This window comes from Ruegeria sp. HKCCD9138 (assembly GCF_057220975.1).
On sequence record NZ_JBWVAZ010000007.1, the window covers coordinates 148,220 to 168,872 of the forward strand.

20 protein-coding genes and 1 tRNA gene are annotated in these 20,653 nt (G+C 58.1%); 13 read left to right on the forward strand and 8 right to left on the reverse strand.

All coding sequences use genetic code 11. The features are described 5' to 3' along the window. Positions 1-2: 2 nt before the first annotated feature. Entirely contained in the window at positions 3-809 is an 807-nt protein-coding gene (gene fabI / locus AC2TEL_RS13655; RefSeq protein ID WP_480839936.1) for an enoyl-ACP reductase FabI, read from the reverse strand. Positions 810-944: 135 nt separating this feature from the next. Here fabI and pdxH point away from each other — a divergent pair, with 135 nt between their 5' ends. The 4 genes from pdxH to AC2TEL_RS13675 all read left to right on the forward strand — a co-directional run bounded on the left by pdxH (position 945) and on the right by AC2TEL_RS13675 (position 2,792). Next, a complete protein-coding gene (gene pdxH / locus AC2TEL_RS13660; RefSeq protein WP_480839934.1) occupies positions 945-1,550 on the forward strand; it encodes a pyridoxamine 5'-phosphate oxidase in 606 nt (201 codons plus the stop codon). A gap of 121 nt (positions 1,551-1,671) precedes the next feature. Beyond that, positions 1,672-2,199 carry a cold-shock protein gene (locus tag AC2TEL_RS13665; protein WP_480839932.1) on the forward strand — a complete coding sequence of 176 codons (528 nt, stop codon included), beginning with the start codon at positions 1,672-1,674 and terminating at the stop codon, positions 2,197-2,199. A gap of 8 nt (positions 2,200-2,207) precedes the next feature. After that, complete coding sequence (locus AC2TEL_RS13670) at positions 2,208-2,672, forward strand: DUF192 domain-containing protein (RefSeq protein WP_480904521.1); 465 nt, start codon at positions 2,208-2,210, stop codon at positions 2,670-2,672. A 43-nt stretch (positions 2,673-2,715) separates the two neighbouring features. Continuing rightward, positions 2,716-2,792 (forward strand) — tRNA-Pro (locus AC2TEL_RS13675). Between the two features lie 6 nt (positions 2,793-2,798). Here the strand turns inward: AC2TEL_RS13675 and AC2TEL_RS13680 are convergent. Continuing rightward, positions 2,799-3,080 carry a hypothetical protein gene (locus AC2TEL_RS13680; RefSeq protein ID WP_480839928.1) on the reverse strand — a complete coding sequence of 94 codons (282 nt, stop codon included), beginning with the start codon at positions 3,078-3,080 and terminating at the stop codon, positions 2,799-2,801. 697 nt (positions 3,081-3,777) lie between these two features. Between AC2TEL_RS13680 and AC2TEL_RS13685 the strand changes: the two genes are divergently transcribed. Then, positions 3,778-7,395: a vitamin B12-dependent ribonucleotide reductase gene (locus AC2TEL_RS13685; protein ID WP_480904524.1), complete on the forward strand. Its 3,618-nt coding sequence runs from the start codon at positions 3,778-3,780 to the stop codon at positions 7,393-7,395. 542 nt (positions 7,396-7,937) lie between these two features. Then, a complete protein-coding gene (locus AC2TEL_RS13690; protein ID WP_480839924.1) occupies positions 7,938-8,183 on the forward strand; it encodes an EF-hand domain-containing protein in 246 nt (81 codons plus the stop codon). Positions 8,184-8,237: 54 nt separating this feature from the next. On the opposite strand, the gene AC2TEL_RS13695 is transcribed toward AC2TEL_RS13690, so the two are convergent. Beyond that, complete coding sequence (locus AC2TEL_RS13695; RefSeq protein WP_480904527.1) at positions 8,238-9,782, reverse strand: trimethylamine methyltransferase family protein; 1,545 nt, start codon at positions 9,780-9,782, stop codon at positions 8,238-8,240. A 431-nt stretch (positions 9,783-10,213) separates the two neighbouring features. On the opposite strand from AC2TEL_RS13695, the gene AC2TEL_RS13700 reads away from it, so the two are divergent. After that, the gene (locus AC2TEL_RS13700) at positions 10,214-10,732 is read left to right on the forward strand and encodes an outer membrane protein (RefSeq protein ID WP_480904530.1); all 519 of its coding nucleotides are present in this window, start codon (positions 10,214-10,216) and stop codon (positions 10,730-10,732) included. A gap of 15 nt (positions 10,733-10,747) precedes the next feature. Here the strand turns inward: AC2TEL_RS13700 and AC2TEL_RS13705 are convergent, their stop codons facing one another. After that, on the reverse strand, positions 10,748-11,935 hold the full coding sequence (locus AC2TEL_RS13705; RefSeq protein WP_480904533.1) for a pyridoxal phosphate-dependent aminotransferase: 1,188 nt from the start codon (positions 11,933-11,935) through the stop codon (positions 10,748-10,750). A 53-nt stretch (positions 11,936-11,988) separates the two neighbouring features. After that, on the reverse strand, positions 11,989-12,333 hold the full coding sequence (locus tag AC2TEL_RS13710; protein ID WP_480839919.1) for an MmcQ/YjbR family DNA-binding protein: 345 nt from the start codon (positions 12,331-12,333) through the stop codon (positions 11,989-11,991). A gap of 217 nt (positions 12,334-12,550) precedes the next feature. On the opposite strand from AC2TEL_RS13710, the gene cysS reads away from it, so the two are divergent. The 3 genes from cysS to AC2TEL_RS13725 are packed head-to-tail and all read left to right on the forward strand — an operon-like array spanning position 12,551 to position 16,361. Then, the gene (cysS, locus tag AC2TEL_RS13715) at positions 12,551-13,948 is read left to right on the forward strand and encodes a cysteine--tRNA ligase (RefSeq protein WP_480904536.1); all 1,398 of its coding nucleotides are present in this window, start codon (positions 12,551-12,553) and stop codon (positions 13,946-13,948) included. Further along, on the forward strand, positions 13,948-15,582 hold the full coding sequence (gene cimA, locus AC2TEL_RS13720) for a citramalate synthase (RefSeq protein WP_480904539.1): 1,635 nt from the start codon (positions 13,948-13,950) through the stop codon (positions 15,580-15,582). The genes cysS and cimA overlap by 1 nt, the downstream gene beginning before the upstream one ends. Before the next feature lie 2 nt (positions 15,583-15,584). Beyond that, positions 15,585-16,361 carry a squalene/phytoene synthase family protein gene (locus tag AC2TEL_RS13725; protein ID WP_480904638.1) on the forward strand — a complete coding sequence of 259 codons (777 nt, stop codon included), beginning with the start codon at positions 15,585-15,587 and terminating at the stop codon, positions 16,359-16,361. A gap of 3 nt (positions 16,362-16,364) precedes the next feature. Here the strand turns inward: AC2TEL_RS13725 and AC2TEL_RS13730 are convergent, their stop codons facing one another. Beyond that, on the reverse strand, positions 16,365-17,591 hold the full coding sequence (locus AC2TEL_RS13730; RefSeq protein WP_480904541.1) for an MFS transporter: 1,227 nt from the start codon (positions 17,589-17,591) through the stop codon (positions 16,365-16,367). Positions 17,592-17,690: 99 nt separating this feature from the next. On the opposite strand from AC2TEL_RS13730, the gene AC2TEL_RS13735 reads away from it, so the two are divergent. From AC2TEL_RS13735 to AC2TEL_RS13745, 3 genes are read left to right on the forward strand one after another with little or no spacing between them, the layout of a single operon-like run. Next, on the forward strand, positions 17,691-18,323 hold the full coding sequence (locus AC2TEL_RS13735) for a DNA-3-methyladenine glycosylase family protein (protein ID WP_480839915.1): 633 nt from the start codon (positions 17,691-17,693) through the stop codon (positions 18,321-18,323). Further along, positions 18,320-18,985: an alpha/beta hydrolase gene (locus AC2TEL_RS13740; protein WP_480839913.1), complete on the forward strand. Its 666-nt coding sequence runs from the start codon at positions 18,320-18,322 to the stop codon at positions 18,983-18,985. Before AC2TEL_RS13735 ends, AC2TEL_RS13740 begins: the two co-directional genes overlap by 4 nt. A gap of 3 nt (positions 18,986-18,988) precedes the next feature. Beyond that, complete coding sequence (locus AC2TEL_RS13745; RefSeq protein WP_480904544.1) at positions 18,989-19,462, forward strand: N-acetyltransferase family protein; 474 nt, start codon at positions 18,989-18,991, stop codon at positions 19,460-19,462. Between the two features lie 11 nt (positions 19,463-19,473). On the opposite strand, the gene AC2TEL_RS13750 is transcribed toward AC2TEL_RS13745, so the two are convergent. Together AC2TEL_RS13750 and AC2TEL_RS13755 are read right to left on the reverse strand one after the other, a co-directional pair. Next, on the reverse strand, positions 19,474-19,899 hold the full coding sequence (locus AC2TEL_RS13750) for a VOC family protein (RefSeq protein ID WP_480904546.1): 426 nt from the start codon (positions 19,897-19,899) through the stop codon (positions 19,474-19,476). A gap of 31 nt (positions 19,900-19,930) precedes the next feature. After that, complete coding sequence (locus tag AC2TEL_RS13755) at positions 19,931-20,536, reverse strand: pseudouridine synthase (protein ID WP_480904548.1); 606 nt, start codon at positions 20,534-20,536, stop codon at positions 19,931-19,933. Positions 20,537-20,653: the final 117 nt, after the last annotated feature.

A 20,653-nucleotide genomic window follows, 5' to 3' on the forward strand; every position in this document is an offset into this window, starting at 1 on the left:
TCTTAACCCTTTTCAACGTCCGGCGCGTCTACGGCTTTCATGCCGACGATGTGGTATCCGGAATCAACGTGCAGATTCTCGCCGGTCACACCGCTTGACAGATCGGACAGCAGATAGAGGGCCGACTTGCCGACATCGTCAATTGTCACATTGCGGCGGAGGGGCGAATTGTACTCGTTCCACTTCATGATGTAGCGGAAATCGCCAATGCCGCTGGCGGCCAGCGTCTTGATCGGCCCCGCCGAGATCGAATTGACGCGGATGCCGTCCTTGCCCAGGTCTTCCGCGAGGTACTTGACGGATGCCTCAAGCGCGGCTTTGGCGACACCCATGACATTGTAATGCGGCATGACCTGCTCGGCGCCATAATATGTCAGGGTGATTGCGCTGCCGCCCTCGGCCATCATCTTTTCAGCCCGCTGCATCACGGCGGTGAAGGAATACACCGAGACATCCATGGTCAGGTTGAAATTGGCGCGGCTGGTGTCGACGTAACGACCGCGCAGTTCGTTCTTGTCCGAAAACCCGATCGCGTGAACCACGAAGTCCAGCTTGCCCCACTTCTGTTCGAGCGAAGTGAACAGGGCGTCAATCGATTCTTCGTCGCTGACATCGCAGGGCAAAACGATTTCGCTGCCCAACTGGGCGGCAAGTGGATCGACGCGTTTCTTCAGCGCATCGCCCTGATAGGAAAAAGCAAGCTCGGCGCCGGCATCGGACAAGGCGCGCGCGATCCCCCAAGCGATAGATTTGTCATTGGCCAGTCCCATGATGAGGCCGCGTTTTCCGGCCATCAACTGATTTGACATGTTCGGTTCTCCGCCAGTCGTCGCATTGTGTTCGGTTGGTTTATGCCATTGATTGCCCTGCATCAAGGCCATGCGCTCTTGCCCGCAGCGGGTTCTCGCCTTAGGGTCGGGACCAATTGTTTCCAGGGGATGGAAATGAACGAGCGCAGTGGCATCTTTGCCGGCACCGATCCGTTTGAAATAGCGCGGCGGTGGCTGGGTGAAGCTGAGAAAACGGAATCCAATGACCCGAACGCAGTTGCCCTGGCAACTGTGGATGAGGACGGGTTGCCCAACGTTCGCATGGTGCTGTTGAAAGACATCGAAGCGGACGCTTTTGTCTTTTACACAAACTACCACAGCACCAAAGCGGCAGAATTGGACGGCTCGGGCAAGGCGGCGTTTGTCATGCACTGGAAATCGTTGCGGCGCCAAATCCGCGTTCGTGGTACAATCAGCCGGGAAGACGGCCCGCAGGCGGATGAGTATTATGCCTCGCGCTCGCTCAAAAGCCGTTTGGGGGCCTGGGCCTCACGTCAGTCGCAGCCATTGGAAAGCCGAACCGCGCTGATGGCCGAGGTGGCCAAAGTTACGGCAAAGCTGGGCCCGAACCCGCCGCGCCCTGAATTTTGGGGCGGTTATCGGTTAAAGCCGACCGAGATCGAATTCTGGGCAGATGGAGCTTTCCGTTTGCATGACAGGTTCCAGTGGCGGTGGAATCCCGACCGTTCGGAATGGCACATACAAAGGCTGAATCCATGACACTCGCGTATCGTGAAATGCAACGGCCCATAAATAAAGGACTTTTTCGGCTTGAATTTGTGTGCCAATCTCATAGAAACCAAACCCTTAACGACCTTAATGCTTTCGTGATGGGAAAACAGTGCCAGAAGATCTGAACAGCATGTATCGCGTCCGTGGACACGTTAAATGGTTCGATCCCGCAAAGGGGTACGGATTTGTTGTGTCCGAAGAAGGCGGCCCGGATATTCTGTTGCACGTCAACGTGCTGCGCAATTTCGGCCAAAGCTCCGTCGCGGACGGTGCAGGTATCGAGATCATGACGCATCGCACCGACCGGGGTGTTCAGGCGGTCGAAGTGATCAGTGTCGATCCACCCGCCCGGGCCGAGTCGATGATGCTGGCTGATTTTGCTGAGCTGGACCCGAACGTAATCGCGGCGGCACCGTTGGAAGCTGCGCGAGTCAAATGGTTCGACAAGGGCAAGGGATTTGGCTTTGCCAACGTGTTTGGCAGCAGCGAAGATGTGTTCCTGCATATCGAAGTCCTGCGTCGATCCGGCCTTGCGGACCTGCAGCCGGGCGAAGCATTGGCGATGCGCGTGATCGACGGCAAGCGCGGCCGCATGGCGGCGCAGGTTCTTGCCTGGGAAGCAGCCCTGAACAGTTGAGAGCCGTGATGAAATTTGCCTCTCTCCTGGTGGTTCTCACTTTGATACTTAGTGCGGCCGCCAGAGCAGAGTGCAGGTTGGATCGAGTAGACCTGAAGAGCGAAAATTCGCAGGTTCGCTTCGACATCGAACTGGCCCGGACTCCTCAGGAAAGATCGCGCGGGTTGATGTTTCGTGAAGACCTGCCTGCACGCTCCGGGATGCTTTTCGTGTTCGATCCGCCGCAACGCGTGGCCTTCTGGATGAAGAATACTCTGATCCCCCTGGACATGATTTTTGTCGATCGGTCGGGGACAGTAACCCATGTACATGAAATGGCGATTCCCGGAGATCTGACGCCAATCGAAGGCGGAGATTCGGTTTATGCGGTGCTGGAAATCAATGCGGGCCTTGCCGCAAGCTATGGTATTCGGCCCGGTACACGGATGCGGCACGAAATTTTTTCGCAAGGCCCCGCGATTTGGCCTTGTTAGGGGTTTTCAAATCAAATCGGCATCGTTAGGAAGGCGCACGGTCCGGGGCGTGGCGCAGTCTGGTAGCGCACCTGTTTTGGGTACAGGGGGTCGTAGGTTCGAATCCTGCCGCCCCGACCACTTCTCTCACAATACTGGTGTTCCACCATATCCGATATAGATGTCGGAGAGGTCACGATCCAACGCATCCCCTTGGACCGGAACTTTCACTGTCGACCCGTTTCTTTGCGGAACTAGAAAGAACAAATCCGCGTCGACCCGATACCCTTGGCTATTCTTGGTCGAACTCAGGCGCGTCACGATTTGCGGCAGGTTCTGTGGATAGCCGTCATAGTTGAGAATCAGAAACGCCGTGGTTTGTGGCGACAGCAACTCGCGGCATTCAAAGGTGCTCTGACCCGTTTTCACATAGTCTTCTCCCGGCCCTGCACAGTCTGTTTCGAAAGAGGTGAACAGTTTTTTCGGATAGTCAGCGAATTGTGCGCTACGAGATGCAGGCGGCAATTCCTGTGGTGCGCAGGACACTGTAAGGACCAGGATTGGTAGCAGTCGCAACAAATGCATAATTAAATCCGGCCTTGTTCAAATCCGTTCACTTCCGTCGAGTATGGCACGCGTTCAGATTTCGCGAAGATGATTCTCTTACACCTACGTTAATTGTGTTGCAGATGATCTACTGCCTGTAACTGTGGTGTTCATAACAGGAAATCAATTTGAATGTTCGCGGCGTTGATCTGACGTAACTGTGAATCGATTTGTGGAGGAATCGCGGATTGGCGGTTTACCGCCGGTTTCATGGGTTACGTCAACAAAAAAGATTTCAAAAATGACGGAAAAAGAACGTTGACCTCCTATGGGTAGATACGCCAAATTGTATGGGCCGAAAGGATTGCCACTAAATCTGGTAGCGAAATAGCCAGAGCAGGCAATGGGCGAGGGTCGGAAAGCACTTAATTGCGACGTGCAACCGTTTGATCGGTTCTGCGCTGTCTTGGACGGCGCACCGTCCCGTAGTGTCCGAAATTTGGCGGCAAGGCGGGCGGCACCCCGCAGGACAAGTTTAAGTGCCGGGAAGCGAACATTGGGCTGAATTGGGGCTGCGGAAATGAAGATTGAAAGAAAGTTCACCAAACCAGGGCAAGATGCATACGCAGATCTGGATTTTGTGTCGGCGACCTCGGAAATCCGAAACCCTGATGGCACCATCGTGTTCCGACTCGACGAAATCGAAGTCCCGGCCAGTTGGAGTCAGGTGGCCAGTGATGTCATCGCGCAGAAGTATTTCCGCAAGGCCGGTGTTCCGTCCAGGCTGAAAAAGGTCAAAGAGAAGGACGTTCCCGAATTCCTGTGGCGCTCTGTCCCCGCTGATGGTGCTGAATTCGACGGCGAAACCTCCTCAAAGCAAGTGTTCGACCGTTTGGCCGGCGCTTGGGCATATTGGGGCTGGAAAGGTGGCTATTTCTCGTCCGAAGAAGATGCGCGTGCTTACTTTGACGAGATGCGTTATATGCTGGCCACGCAGCGTGCGGCGCCGAACTCTCCGCAGTGGTTCAACACCGGTCTGCACTGGGCCTATGGAATCGATGGCCCGGCGCAGGGCCATCACTATGTCGATTACAAAACCGGCAAGCTGACCAAATCAAAATCCGCTTACGAGCATCCGCAGCCGCACGCATGTTTTATCCAGTCCGTTGATGATGATCTGGTGAACGAAGGCGGCATCATGGATTTGTGGGTGCGCGAAGCGCGCCTGTTCAAATACGGCTCGGGCACCGGGACCAACTTCAGCCATCTGCGTGCAGAAGGCGAGGCGCTGTCGGGTGGCGGCAAGTCCTCGGGCCTTATGGGATTTCTCAAGATCGGCGACCGCGCCGCTGGCGCGATCAAATCAGGCGGGACAACCCGTCGGGCAGCAAAGATGGTAATCGTCGATGCAGATCACCCGGATATCGAGCAATTCATCGAATGGAAGGTGATTGAAGAGCAGAAGGTGGCCTCGATCGTTGCCGGATCGAAGATGCACGAGAAGATGCTGAACGGCATTTTCGAGGCCATCCGCAGCTGGGACGGTGCGCAAGATGATGCGTATGATCCCAACAAGAATGACAGCCTGAAGAAAGCGGTTCGCGAGGCGAAAAAGGTCGCGATCCCCGAGACTTACATCAAACGTGTTCTGGATTACGCCAAGCAGGGCCACGACAGCATCGAATTCCCGACCTATGATACGGACTGGGATTCGGAAGCCTACAGCTCGGTATCTGGCCAGAACTCGAACAACTCGATCCGTGTGACCAATGCGTTCCTGACTGCGGTCGAAAAGAACGCCGATTGGGAATTGATCAATCGCACCGACGGTAAGGTCGCCCGCACAGTCAAGGCCCGCGATCTGTGGGAGAAGGTCGGTCACGCGGCATGGGCCTGCGCCGACCCAGGCATACAGTTCCACGACACGGTTAACGAATGGCATACCTGCCCCGAAGATGGTGAGATTCGCGGCTCGAACCCGTGCTCGGAATACATGTTCCTGGACGACACGGCCTGTAACTTGGCGTCGATGAACCTGCTGACCTTCCTCAAGGATGGTGAATTCCAGGCGGCGGACTATATGCACGCCTCGCGTCTGTGGACCCTGACGCTGGAAATCTCAGTGACCATGGCGCAGTTCCCGTCGAAGGAAATCGCGCAGCTGTCCTATGATTTCCGTACTTTGGGTCTGGGCTACGCGAACATCGGTGGCCTGCTGATGAACATGGGCTACAGCTACGACTCGGATGAGGGCCGGGCGATCTGTGGCGCACTGACCGCGATCATGACCGGTGTAGCCTATGCGACCTCGGCCGAGATTGCCGGAGAGCTTGGCCCGTTCAAAGGTTACGAACGCAACGCCGACCACATGCTGCGCGTCATCCGTAACCACCGCCGTGCGTCACAAGGAGTGACCGAGGGTTATGAAAAACTGGCTGTTAAGCCGGTGCCGCTGGACCATGGCAACTGCCCAGACAAGCGTCTGATTGATCTGGCCATGTCGGCCTGGGATGAGGCACTGAGCCTTGGCGAAAAGAACGGTTACCGCAATGCGCAGGCGACCGTGATCGCGCCCACCGGCACCATCGGTCTGGTGATGGATTGCGACACCACCGGGATCGAGCCGGACTTTGCTCTGGTCAAGTTCAAGAAGCTTGCGGGAGGCGGTTACTTCAAGATCATCAACCGCTCGGTGCCGTCGGCGTTGGAAAAGCTGGGTTATTCCTCGTCTCAGATCGAAGAGATTGTGGGTTATGCTGTCGGTCATGGCACTATCGGCAACGCGCCGGGGATCAACCATACTTCGCTGACGGGTCATGGCTTTGGCCCGAACGAACTGGCTAAAGTGGACGCCGCGCTGGAAAGCGCCTTCGACATCCGGTTCGTCTTCAACCAGTGGACACTAGGCGAGGATTTCTGCACCGGCGTTCTGGGCATCCCGGCAACCAAGCTGAATGACCCGACCTTCGACCTGCTGCGTCATCTGGGCTTTACCAAGGCGGATATCGACGCGGCCAACGACCACGTTTGTGGAACCATGACGCTGGAAGGGGCGCCGCATCTGAAGGAAGAGCATTACGCGATCTTCGACTGCGCCAACCCGTGCGGCAAGAAAGGCAAGCGTTCCCTTGGGGTTGATAGCCACATCACTATGATGGCTGCAGCGCAAAGCTTCATCTCGGGCGCGATCAGTAAAACGATCAACATGCCGAACGACGCTACCATCGAGGATTGCCAGAAGGCCTATGAACTCAGCTGGTCGCTGGGTGTTAAGGCGAATGCATTGTACCGCGATGGCTCGAAACTGTCGCAACCTCTGGCAGCGGCGCTGGTCGAGGATGACGATGAGGCGGCAGAAGTGCTGGAAAGCGGTTCGACGCAGGAAAAAGCCGTCGTTCTCGCCGAGAAGGTGATCGAGAAGGTTGTGGTCAAGGAAATGATCCGCAGCCATCGTGAGAAACTGCCGCATCGCCGCAAGGGTTATACCCAGAAGGCAATCGTCGGCGGCCACAAGGTCTATCTGCGAACCGGTGAGTTCGAAGACGGCAAGCTGGGCGAGATCTTCATCGACATGCATAAGGAAGGCGCTGGCTTCCGGGCGATGATGAACAACTTCGCCATCGCTGTGTCGGTCGGCCTGCAATATGGCGTACCTCTGGAAGAGTTCGTCGACGCCTTCACCTTCACCAAGTTCGAACCAGCAGGGATGGTGCAGGGCAACGACTCGATCAAGAACGCGACGTCGATCCTGGATTACATCTTCCGCGAACTGGCCGTGTCCTATCTGGACCGCACCGATCTGGCCCATGTGAAACCCGAAGGCGCGACCTTTGACGATCTGGGCCGGGGCGAGGAAGACGGTTTGTCAAATGTCTCGGAAATCAGCGACAGTGCTGCCACCAAGTCCTTGGAAGTGCTGAAACAAATCAGCTCGACAGGCTACCTGCGTAAACGCCTGCCGCAGGATCTGATGGTTTTTAACGGCGGACAGGCCGAAGTGAACGGCTTGGCAGAAACAGCCGCGCAGTTCGAAGCGCCGGCAGAAACCGCCGTGGCGACCAGCATGGACGCCCGCACCAAGGCCAAGATGCAGGGCTATGAGGGCGATCCCTGCGGCGAATGCGGCAACTACACATTGGTGCGCAACGGCACCTGCATGAAATGCAACACCTGCGGCGCGACAAGCGGGTGTAGCTGAGGAAAACGCCCCGGCAACCCGGGGTGCAGGGGTCGGAAGCTGCCACAGTGACCGGCCCCGACGAATACGGAGCAAGGCCTGAGACTTACCCAAGGCGCCTTGCTCCACTCGGTCGGCATGCCCGTGTCGACCGGGAACAGGGTGGGGCGGAATATTGCTCCCTCCCACTCTCTCACGGGGCGGGTGCGCTCGTCCCATGCGCAGTCCAGGCCGCAGGCAAAAAAACACCGGGCGGTCAACGATATGAGCCTGGAAGGCGAAACTGACAGGGGGCTTCGGCCCCCTTTCTTTTTGAGGCTGCCGAGTCGCCGATTTGAGCACAGGTTCGCCGGATCACTGCAATTTTGTCGGGCAAGAACCGCCGAAACGCCCATTGGTCATTTTGTACAGCGGCGGATTGCGGATGCGACTCGGCGAAACACGCGGAGATTGGCGCGAAAACGCAAAAGTCCCGCAAAACGGGTGACGAGGGGGTGGGTGAGGGTGTTTTTGATGCCTGTCCGGACACCAAGACACAAAAAACTCACTCAGGAGGCACCTTTATGAAACCGCAAAACATGGCTGTCATTTCAGCAATTGTACTTGGACTGCCGACTCTGGCAGTTGCGCAATCCACGGCTGACGCCAACGGCGACGGGGTACTGACCATCGAAGAAGTTCAGGCCGTTGTGCCCGAAGTTGACGCCGACGTCTTCTCGACCATGGATACAAATGGTGACGGCGCGCTGGACGCGGACGAGATCGCGGTGGCGCAGGAAGCCGGTCTGCTTCCCCCAAGCAACGGCTGATCTCTCATCGCGACGGCGGCCCGACTCCGTTCGGGCCGCTGCATTTTCAACGGGTTATACAGGCAAGTGAATGTTGAATTTGGCGCGCAGTTCAGCATCCAGAAGGGGATCGAATTTCGCTTGCGACGGGGTGGCCAGGATTTCTTCCTTACGCGCAATCGCCTTTTCGATCAGATCCGGTTTGCCCAGTTCCGCCCATTCCTTGGGCGACGTTCGGTCGCCCAGTGCAGGGTAGACGTAGTCCACCTGCATCCGGCTGAGCGTGGCATCCGTTCCGAGGTAATGCCCGGGCCCGCCCAGGCAAACCTCGGCGATCTGGTCGAGAGCTAACGTGTCATCCGTGACTTCGATCCCACGTACGCAGCGCAGGGCTTGACCGATCAGATCATCACTAAGGATCAGGCTTTCAAGGCAGAAACCCAGCAGCGACGAATGCATGCCGGCAGCCTCGTACACCATGTTGAGTCCGGCCAAACCTGCCATGACGTTTGAGCACATTTGCTCCCAGCCGGCTTGCATGTCCGGCAGTTTCGAATCCGATGCACCGGCCGCGGCGCCACCGGGCAGGCCATAAAACTTGTGCATTTGCGCGCAGCCTGCGCTCAGCAGGGCCTGCTCACCGGATCCGACCGACATTGCACCGGTACGCAGGTCCAGACCGAACGGCCAGGTGCCGAAAACTGCCGGAGCGCCGGGTTTGACAGCATTTACATAGACCAGACCAGCCAGACATTCGGCCGTGGCCTGCGTGATGGCGCCGGCAATAGTGGACGGCGCCGTTGCGCCTGCCATGCCCGCTGACAGAAGCAGAACCGGCATTCCGGCCTTGATGCAGGCCTCCATCACCTCGCAACTTTCGGTTGCAAATTTCATCGGCGGCACGACAAAACAGTTGGAGTTCGACACGAATGGCCGTTCGCGCCACTTTTCCTCGCCGCCAGCGATCATGTGCAGCATTTCCATGGCCGGAGCGACATAGCTTGGATCGGTGAACGAGGTGCCAACATGCTTGTACGTGCCCGAGCAGCACGCGTAGATCGTGTTCAGATCCATCTCCCGATTGTCCAGGATATCGCGGCACACCATGGGGCGCTGGACAAAGTGGATATTATCCAGCCTGTCACAAATGCGGGACGCATCATGCAGGTCCTGAACCGTCGAATCGCGATACTCGCGCCCGTGGACGTCGACCATGTGAACGGCGGCACCGGCGGTTCCGTAATGTACGCGATTTCCAGACAACTCCAGGTCGGTTTTGCCGTCACGGCTATACAACGTGACCGAGCGGTTTGCCTTGGCCAGCATGTCCTCGACCAGTGCGCGGGGGAAGCGGATGCGACCGTCCTCGCCCAGAATGCAGCCCGCACCAACAAGGTAGTCGATGCCACTTTGCGGTGCGTCGGCCAGACCGATGGTTTCCAGTGCGGTCAGGGCTGCGGCGTGAATACGCTCCATATCCTGCTGGCTGAGCGGCTTGTAGGTTCCGCCCTCCATACCGGGGCGCACTGGACGCAAATGGTCGGGCAGGGCGCTCGAGCGGGCTGCGCGACGGGCCGAGCGGCCGCCACTGCGCGAGGAGTTTCGGGATTGATCATTCATTATTTTTGGGTCCGGTTACTAGACAGGAAGTACGTTTTGGCGGGCTCAACCCGCCAGAGGCCGCCCCCTTGCGGCACGTCCCCGGTCCGCACCGATGGTGCGGCTTACAAGGGATATCTTCCATACATCGTTCTTCATCAGAGCCCTCGGCATTTCATACGAGAATAGGCAACCAACGCCGGCATAATCTGTTCTATTTGCGACCACTGCGTGGAATTCTTTAACCATGCTGCACTTCCTCTCGACAGTGCCGAATGGCCTAAATGTCACGCAAGAATCCGTGAGGAAATGTTTTTTCCCGCAAGGATGGAATTCTGTTAAGCTGATATCAGTTATTTAATGAGGAACTTTGGGTTAGCTGATTTTCTGGCATGCTTCAGATTCGCGTGAGGCAACCCGCCAAAACCGGCAGCGCACGTCCGGAGGTTTGAGTGAAACCGATTAAGGCCATACTGTCCGCAATTCTGATGTTGAGCGCCGGACCGGCGCTGGCGGAGGATTGGACGGGAGCTTTTGCCGGGTTCAGCTTTGGATATGCAGATGTTGATGGCCCCGGCGGTAGTGGCGGCAACGATTTTGTTTTCGGCCCCCATATTGGATACGACTTCGATTTCGGCAATTTCGTTCTGGGCGGAGAGCTGGAATACAACCGCTTTAACCTGGATCTCGGGCAATCTGAAGGAACTCTCGACAGCATGTCCCGGCTGAAACTGCGGGGCGGCTACGACTTTGGATCGGCCCTTGGCTACGTGGTTGTTGGTACTGCGCGCGCGGACACATCCGGCAGAAGTGACACGGCAGCTGTCTATGGGATCGGCGTCGCGTATCCGATCGGGGACAGGTTCGTCATCAGCGGCGAGGCCTTGCGCCAGAATTTTGATGACGTGACTCGGTCCAGCGGTGGGCTGGATGCAAATGTCATCAATCTGCGCACGACATTCCGTTTTTAACGAGCGCTGCGTGCCTTAGGCGGCACCCCTGTCCCGAGACAACTGACCGGCGAAATCGCACAACACTTTCAGCGAATCCTCGAATCTCTCATCATCAACCGTCATCGCGACGCGCACGTGACCCGCGGCAGCAACGCCGAAGCTTTCACCGGGCATAACGGCAATGGAATGTGCGTCCAGCAGGGCGTTTGCGAACCCCTCACCGCTCAGGCCGGTGGCGCGAATATCCAGCATCAGATACATCGCCCCCTGTGCCGGGATCAGACCGACAGTGTTTTGCTGCGCAAGCAGCCGTGTTGCCAGTTCACGCCGCCGGCGGAATGGGGCGGCTACCTCTTCCTCGGGTCCCTGACCCGCGCTAAGGGCAAAACTTGCAGCGTCTTGAATGAACCCCGGTACGCCATAGGTTGTATGGGTCGCCAGATTGATCAGGTGTTCGATCACCTCTTCCGGGCCGACGATCCATCCGCAACGAGAGCCGGTCATTGCATGAGATTTGGACATGGAGCCAACGACCAAAGTACGCTCGGCCATGCCAGCCAACGCACGGGGCGAAAGGTGCGATCCTTCCCAAACCTGAGTGTCATAAACCTCGTCCGAGATCAGCCACAGATCGTGGCGCTGACAAAGTTCAGCGATCGTGCTGAGCGTTTCGGGGGAATAAACCACGCCAGTTGGATTGTTCGGCGTGTTGATCAGCAGGGAAACGGCCCCGTCCGCGTGCTGTTCTATTTCATCCGCGCGGGGCTGAAAGGCGTCCTCAGCGTGTGTCTGAACCGCTTTGGCAATTCCTCCCGCGCCGCGTATCGTGCCGGGGTAGGTGGCGTAATAGGGATCCAGGAACAATCCCGTATCGCCGGGATTGCACACCGCGACGTGAGCGGCGAACAGGGCGGCCTGACCGCCTGGCGTGATCAACACGTTGTGGCGCGAAGTTTTCACTCCGGTGCGCATCTGAACCCGAGCGGCCACAGTGTCGCGCAGCAGATCGGTGCCGGGAACCATCGCATAGCCCGTGTGCCCGCTTTGGGCAGAGGCATACATTTCCGCAAGTATCTCGGGGCTTGTCCCGATGTCATGTTCACCGATCGTCAGTTCGGTCACTGCATGGCCTTCCGAAATCATGCGGCGCGCGCGGTAAAACACGTCCCAGCCATCGGAACCACCTTGGGTCAGATGTGTGATGCGATGCGACAGTTTCATTCCACGCCTCCCTGATTTCGCCCGAATGGGGCAGAGGCTGGAAGGTTTGTCAATCAGCTTCGTGCAGCCAGGGTTGCCTGTACCTTTTTGGTCAGCGAGGCGCGCACGATGTCATAAGAAGCGGTCAACCGGTGGCGCATTTCCTCGGGGTCGGTTTCCCAGGGCAAGCGAATCCAGCTTCTGTGGAAATAAGGGGCCTTGGTGCCAATACCTGCATCTATCAGCATCTGGGCGGTCTCAATATCCGGCGTCTTTACAGAAACGCCATCCCCGACCGAGCCGACGCAAGCAAACATCTTGCCGCCAACTTTCCATGCGTCGTGCCCTCCGCCCCAGGGGTCGGATAATTCGGCGCCGGGCAAATCCCGGCATATGGAATTGACGAAATCGCGGCTCATGTCACTAACCTTGCCGCGTGGTGCGAATGAACTCAAGGCTTGGCGCAGAATGTGTCTCGTGCTATGCGGAGCTTATGAACCGTATGACCTGCATCATTATCTGCTGCATTCCCTGCTGATCACTCACGCGGGCCGGTTTCTTTCGTTTTCATCCCTGAGACAAGTTGCTATGCCCGCGCCAACGCGCAAGCGCATGCTGTTTTAGGAGCAAGACCCGATGAAGACGATCAAACTGCACAACACACGGACGCGGACGAAAGAGGATTTCGTGCCGATCGACCCTGAAAATGTGCGGATGTATGTCTGTGGCCCGACGGTCTACGACCGGGCACATCTGGGAAATGCGCGGCCCGTTGTCGTATTCGACGTGTTGTTTCGATTGCTGCGCCACGTGTTTGGGGCCGAGCACGTGACATATGTCCGCAATTTCACCGATGTGGACGACAAGATTAATGCGACTGCGCTGGCCCGGAAAAATGCAGGCGCTGATGGCCCTTTGGAGCAATTGGTTCAGCAGCGGTCGGATGAGACGATCGGCTGGTATCTGCATGACATGGGTGCGTTGGGCGCGTTGAAGCCCAACCAGATGCCGCGCGCGACGGAGTATATCGCGCAGATGATCGCGATGACGCAGGACCTGATCGACAAAGGCCATGCCTATGCGGCCGAGGGGCATGTGTTGTTTGCCGTCGACAGCTGGAAAGAGGAATACGGCAAGCTGTCGGGTCGGTCGGTGGATGACATGATCGCTGGCGCTCGTGTCGAGGTGGCGCCTTACAAGAAGAACCCGATGGACTTTGTGCTCTGGAAGCCATCAACAGACGACCTACCGGGGTGGGCGTCGCCCTGGGGACGCGGGCGACCGGGGTGGCACATCGAATGCTCGGCCATGAGCTATGAGTTGCTGGGCGAAAGTTTCGATATCCATGGCGGCGGCAACGATCTGATGTTTCCGCATCATGAGAACGAAATCGCACAAAGCCGCTGCGCACACCCGCATGGAGAGTTTGCAAGGGTCTGGATGCACAACGAAATGCTGCAGGTGGAGGGAAAGAAAATGTCCAAATCGCTGGGCAATTTCTTCACCGTTCATGACCTGTTGGAGCAAGGCGTTCCGGGCGAGGTGATCCGGTTTGTCTTCTTGCAAACCCATTACCGCAAGCCGATGGACTGGACCGAGAAAAAGGCGCGCGAAGCCGAGGCGACGCTGCGCAAATGGCGGACGCTGACAGCGGGCATCGAGCCCGCCGCCAACGTGGCACCCGCGGTGATCGAAGCGTTGGCAGATGACCTCAATACTGCGGGCGCCATCGCAGAACTTCATCGTCTGGCAGCGGAAGGCAATGCGGCGGCTCTGTTGGCCGGTGCGCAAACATTGGGTTTGTTGACGGCTGAAATGGGCGATTGGGCGGAAACCGGCACGCTTGATTTGTCATCACATGCCGAAAGGCTCGCCCAAGCGCGGGCGACCGCCATGCAGACCAAGGACTTTGCCGAGGTTGATCGTCTGAAAGCGCTGTATCTGGCTGCGGGGCTTGAGGTTCGGATGAGCAAGGACGGCGTGGATCTGGTGCCGGGTGCCGGTTTCAACGCCGCCAAGCTGGAGGATGTGTGATGGTCAAAGAACGCCTCTACCTCTACGACACAACCCTGCGTGATGGTCAGCAAACACAGGGGGTTCAGTTCTCGACAGCCGAGAAGGTTCAGATCGCTCAGGCTCTGGACGAGTTGGGTGTCGACTATATCGAAGGTGGATGGCCCGGCGCCAACCCAACGGACAGCGCGTTTTTTGACGCCGCCCCCGTGACGTCAGCCATGTTGACAGCGTTTGGAATGACCAAGCGTTCCGGCCGGTCGGCTGAAAACGACGATGTTCTGGCGGCCGTCATGAACGCCGGGACGCAGGCTGTTTGTTTGGTCGGCAAGTCGCATGATTACCACGTGACCCATGCCTTAGGTGTTTCGCTTGAGGAAAATGTTGAGAATGTGCGCGCTTCGATTGCACATATCGTGGCGTCGGGGCGTGAGGCACTGTTTGATGCCGAACACTTTTTTGACGGCTACAAGGACAACCCGGCCTACGCGGTCGAGGTCTGCCGCGCCGCCCTGGACGCGGGTGCGCGCTGGGTTGTGCTGTGCGACACGAATGGCGGTGCCTTACCGGCAGAGGTTGGGCAGATTGTCGCCGCGGTGATCGCCGCCGGACTGCCGGGGGACCGGTTGGGCATCCACACGCATAACGATACCGAAAATGCGGTGGCCTGTTCGCTGGCGGCCGTGGATGCCGGGGCGCGACAGATTCAAGGCACGTTGAACGGGTTGGGAGAGCGGTGTGGAAATGCCAACCTGACGGCTTTGATCCCAACTTTGCTGCTGAAGGAACCTTACGCGTCGGGTTTCGACATTGGTGTCAGTGAGGAAGCGCTGACCGGGCTGACCCGGATCAGCCGGATGCTTGACGACATCCTGAACCGGGTCCCCAGCAAACAGTCGGCTTATGTCGGCGCATCGGCTTTTGCCCACAAGGCAGGGCTGCACGCCAGCGCGATCCTCAAGGACCCATCAACCTATGAACACGTGGACCCGGCCAGTGTCGGTAATGCGCGTATCATCCCGATGTCGAACCAGGCCGGACAGTCCAACCTGCGCAAGCGGTTGACCGAGGCTGGATTGACGGTCGAAGCCGGCAATCCCGCGTTGGGACGCATTCTGGAACGGATAAAATCCCGCGAAGCCGAGGGGTACTCCTATGACACCGCGCAGGCGAGTTTCGAACTTCTGGCGCGGGACGAACTGGACCAACTGCCTGAATTCTTTGAGGTGAAGCGCTACAAGGTCACGGTCGAGCGCCGCAAGAACAAGTACAACAGGATGGTCAGCCTGTCCGAAGCTGTTGTCGTAGTGAAGGTCGACGGGGAAAAGAAACTGTCAGTCAGTGAATCGCTGGACGAGGATGGCAGTGATCGCGGCCCGGTGAACGCTCTGGCGAAGGCTTTGGGCAAGGATCTGGGCCAATATTCCCGCATTTTGAACGACATGCATCTGGTCGACTTCAAGGTACGCATAACGCAGGGTGGCACCGAAGCTGTGACCCGCGTCATCATCGATAGCGAGGACGGGCAGGGGCGGCGTTGGTCGACCGTCGGCGTCAGCGCGAACATAGTTGATGCGTCTTTCGAAGCATTGCTGGATGCGATCCAGTGGAAACTGGTACGGGATTGCGGTTCGCAAACGGCTGCGGCGGAGTGACCGTGGAGTTCGGCGAAGACGTCAAAGCCTGCGCGGCGTTGGTACACAAGGCCGACCCCGACCGGTTCATGGCGGCCATGGCTGCACCCGTCGCGGCGCGCGCGGTTCTGTTCCCACTCTATGCCCTAAATGTCGAGGTAGCCCGCGCGCCGTGGGTCACGCAGGAACCGATGATCGCCGAGATGCGCCTGCAGTGGTGGCGCGATGCGCTGCAGGAAATCGCCGAGGGTCAAACTGTTCGTCGTCATGAGGTTGTTACACCCTTATCGCACTGCCTGTCCCCGCATTTGGCTGCATTGCTGGATGAATATGTCGCCGTAAGGCGTTGGGATATCTATCGCGATCCGTTTGAGGACGAGGATCATTTCGACAACTACATTAATCAAAGCGCAGGAACTCTGATGGTTGTTGCCGCTCAATCTTTGGGCGCTGGCGACGAACAGACATTGCGTGATTTTGGCTATAGCGTGGGTGTCGCGAACTGGTTTCGGGCTATTCCCGATCTTGAAAGCCGGGGCAGGATTCCTTTGCTGGACGGTACCCCGGTCGGTGTTCGAAACCTGGCTGAGAAGGCACTTATCCGGCTAGTTGCCGCCCGAAAGGCACGGTCATCGATTTCAGCCGAAGCACGTCCGGCACTTTTTGCCGGGTGGCAGGCAGAATGGGTGCTGCGTCGGGCCCTGGCGCAGCCTGCGCGTGTGGCCGCCGGTGACTTGTCTCAGGGCGAAGTGCGGCGAAGGCTGTCGTTGATGTGGGCTGTTGCTACCGGCCGATGGTAGGGATCAGACTGTCTCGGCTTCAGAGGGGCGCAGGACCAGCCACAACAAGGCGCCGCCTGCAAGTGTCAGCAATGGGATCATCGCCAGGTTGACGGCAGTCCAGCCTTCGACGGGTGACCCGCCCGAACAGTTCATAAGGCCGCCCGAGGCCAGCGAAGCCACCGTAACGCCCCCAAACACCAACAGGTCGTTGAGACCCTGCATTCGGCCGCGTTCATTCACGTTGTGAGATGCGGCCAGCATGGTTGTGGCGCCGATAAAGCCAAAGTTCCAGCCGAGGCCGAGCAGGATCAGTGCAACGAAGAAATTGCCAAGATCAACCCCTTGCAGGGCAACGACCCCGGCCCCTGCCAGAATGGCCAGGCCTAGGGCGACGATTTTTTCGACGCCGAAACGGGCGATCAGGTGACCCGTGAAGAAGCTGGGGACATACATGGCCAACACGTGTGCGGTGACCACATCGGCAGCGTCATTTGCAGTGTAGCCACAACCCACAACCGCCAGCGGTGTGGACGTCATTACCAGATTCATCAGCGCGTACGAAACCATGGCGCAAGTGATGGCAACGGCAATGCGGGGTGTTTTCAGCAGCTCTAGCCGCGAGCGCCCTTTGGCCGACTCTTCAGTCGGGCGTGGAGGTGTCGGGATATCGAGAAAAAAGAACAGGACCGAGCCAATGACGTTAATCGCAATCACCGCAAGATATGTCCCCAGAAACGGAATGACATAGGCGGTTGACGTAAGCTTGACGATCTGCGGACCGATAATGGCCGCTGCCAGCCCGCCGGCCATGACATAAGAGATCGCCTTGGGTCGAAACGTGTCCGATGCGGTGTCGGCAGCCGCAAAGCGATAGAAACCGTGCGCGCTCATATAGATGCCGGTCAACAGGCTGCCCAGCAGGAAGACGGGGAAAGATCCCAGAAACAGGCCATACGCACCTATCAAGCCGCCGCAGGCACCGGCGGTCGCGCCGACAAGAAACCCTGCGCGCCGCCCCCAACGCTGCATGATGGCGGAAACAGGTGTGGCGGCCAGCATCGATCCCAGGACGATCAGCGAGATCGGCAGGGTTGCCAGACAGGGATTGGTCGCCAGCGACTGACCGGCCAGCCCTCCGACGATAAATATCATCGGCATCTGCGCCCCCAGCAGGGACTGCGCTGCAACCAATACGGCGACGTTGCGTTTGGCCTGCCTGTCGTTCGAGGTCGTGGCGGTCATCGTCATGGCGTAATCCGTATCGGCGATCCGTCCGGCATACAAGCGGGTTGCATATGCGACAAAGGTGCCTAACGTGCGGCGGGGACCACGAAACGCGGAGCGCGCATGTCCGTCGGACGCATCATTGAAACATCAGACTGCGTTGCCGAGGGCGCCGAATGGTTGTCCGGAGCCTGCCCCCGCATGGCATACGCACTCGGGCAGACAGGTCCGTTGCCCTTGCGCCGCCGTCCGGACGGATTTGCCCAGTTGCTGAGCGCGATTGTCAGTCAGCAGGTCAGTGTTGCTTCGGCCAATGCCATCTGGAGGCGGATGCAGGACGCAAAACTGACAGGTCCGCGTAAGATCATGTGGGCCAGCGACGACGATCTGCGTGCTGTAGGCCTGAGTCGCCAGAAGATCCGATATGCCCGCGCTCTGGCCGAAGCGCGTATTGATTACAAAGCTTTACGAGACGCTTCTAATGAAGATGTTGTCGCTATTCTGACACAGGTTTCCGGAATCGGTGTCTGGACAGCCGAGATTTACGCCATGTTTTCTCTGGGCCGGGCCGACGTCATCGCGCCGGGTGATCTTGCGCTGCAAGAGGCAGCTCGAATTCTCTACGAATTGCCCAAGCGTCCGACAGACAGGGAATTGCGTCAGATGGCCGAGGCATGGTCGCCATGGCGATCGGTTGCGGCACGCGTTTTGTGGGCCTATTACCGCGTGGCCAAAGACAGAGAAGGGATCAGATGACACGGGTTTTGAATGCGCTCCGAAAAGAGCCGGTTTCGGGCGACACGCGCTCGGTTGTGGTGTTCGTTCACGGCTATGGCGCCAATGGGGCCGACTTGCTGGGTCTTGCGGACGTTCTGGGTGAGCATTTGCCGGACACGCTGTTTGTCGCTCCGGATGCGCCCGAGCAGATCCCCGGAATGCCCAACGGGTTTCAGTGGTTTCCAATCCCCTGGATCGATGGGTCGTCCGAAGAAGAGGCGCGGCGCGGTATGGAAATGGCTGTCGAGGACTTCAACGCGTTTCTCGACGCCCTGATGGTAGATGAGGATGTGTTGCCCGAGCAGGTTGTGCTGTTCGGGTTCTCTCAGGGAACGATGATGAGCTTGCACGTGGCTCCGCGCCGCGAAGACCCTGTCGCGGGGATCGTTGCATTCTCAGGTCGGTTGCTGGAACCGGACCTGTTGCCCGATGAAACGATCAGCCGGATGCCCATTCTTCTGGTACATGGCGACTCGGATGACGTCGTGCCGCCCCAATCGCTACCCGAAGCGGCCGAGGCCCTGCAGACTGCGGGTTTCAAGGAAATCTACGCGCATGTCATGAAAGGCACGGGGCACGGTATCGCCCCCGACGGGCTGAGCGTCGCGCTGGCCTTCATGCGCGACAAGCTGAGCCTCTGATCCATGATTGCTGTGCGGCCGATGATGCGAGAGGACGTGGCCGATGCGTGCTGCATTCTAAACGACATCATAGCTGCCGGCGGAACGACCGCGCTTGAAATCCCGTTTTTCGAGCCCTTGTTCGCACAAAGTTTTCTAGAGGGCGCGGATACGATCTGTTGCCACGTCGCGCTTGATGATCAGGGCGAGGTAGCCGGGTTTCAATGGTTGGGGACCTATGAAGACTTGCCGGAAGATTGCGCCGATATCGCTACTTTCACCCGCCGCCACCCGGTTTTGCGCGGCGCAGGGCGCGCACTGTTCGAAGAAACTGAGAGACGGGCCGCGGCGTTGGGTTTTCAAGCTATCAATGCGACGATCCGGGCGGATAATGTCCTTGGACTAAGCTACTACGAAAAGATGGGATTTCGGGATTTTTCCGTGGCTTATGGCGTTCCATTGCGGGATGGAACGCCGGTCAACCGGATTTCGAAATGATACGCCCTGCGCTAGTCCCACAGATGACCTTCTGCAAACTCAACCGAGTTACCTGCCGGGTCCCTGACATAGAGCGATCTGGCGCCGCCGGGCCAGTCGAATTCGGCATCAAGCGGGATGTTCCAATCCAGCAGGTGTTTCCGCATGGTTGCGATCTCTTCGCGCGTCAGAACCAGACAGACGTGCCCCGGGCCACGGGCACCATGCGGAGGAACGGGTAGGTCTGGGTTGTTGGGCGGCTGTTCGGTCTGATCCGGGTTGAACAGCAAAAGTACAGAATCCCCGACCCGATAGAAAACGTGACGGTCTTCAACGCGTTGAATCTGCGTTAGCCCCAGAATCTCACCATAAAACTGCTCGGCTGCATTCAAATCATTTACGTACAATGCGGCTTCAAGAATGGCGGACGGGGCAGGGATGCCCTTCGTAATCTTCATATGTCGAGTTTAACCGCTATCGCAGCTCGTGTCACCGGCGGGGGCGGCGATCACGCTTGCGGTGGGGCACGGAGTTCAGCGTTGGCATCGGCAAACTTTCCCATTGACCGGGTGCCAGGTCTTCCAGCGTCCAATCGCCAATCCGGGCGCGGATCAGACGCAGCGTGGGATGGCCCACGGCCGCTGTCATTCGGCGCACCTGACGGTTTCGGCCTTCCCGGATCGTCAATTCGATCCAGCTGTCCGGCACCGTCTGCCGAACGCGAATCGGCGGAGTGCGAGGCCAGAGCGCATCCGGCTGATCGATCAGCCGGGCTTTGGCCGGACGTGTCGGTCCTTCTTTCAGGTCCACGCCGTCGCGTAACGCCTTCAATGCGGATGCGTCCGGTATCCCCTCGACCTGCACCCAATAAGTCTTGGCCATCTTGTGTTTGGGATCCGATATCTGAGCCTGCAACTTGCCGTTATCGGTCAAAAGCATCAGCCCTTCGCTGTCGCGATCCAGACGACCCGCCGGGTACACACCGGGCAGGTCGATGAAATCCGACAGTGTACTACGCGGTGATTCTGCATTTGCACGATCTGTGAACTGCGGCAGCGCATCGAAGGGTTTGTTGAATCGGATGAACCAGCTCATGCTTCGCCATAGCCTGCCGGACACAGCGAACGCAACCTGTGGATAACTGTCACGATGTTGTTACGGATTCGGCTTAACCAATCCCCGAGATATTGTGGAAACTCAGGGCTTGTCAGA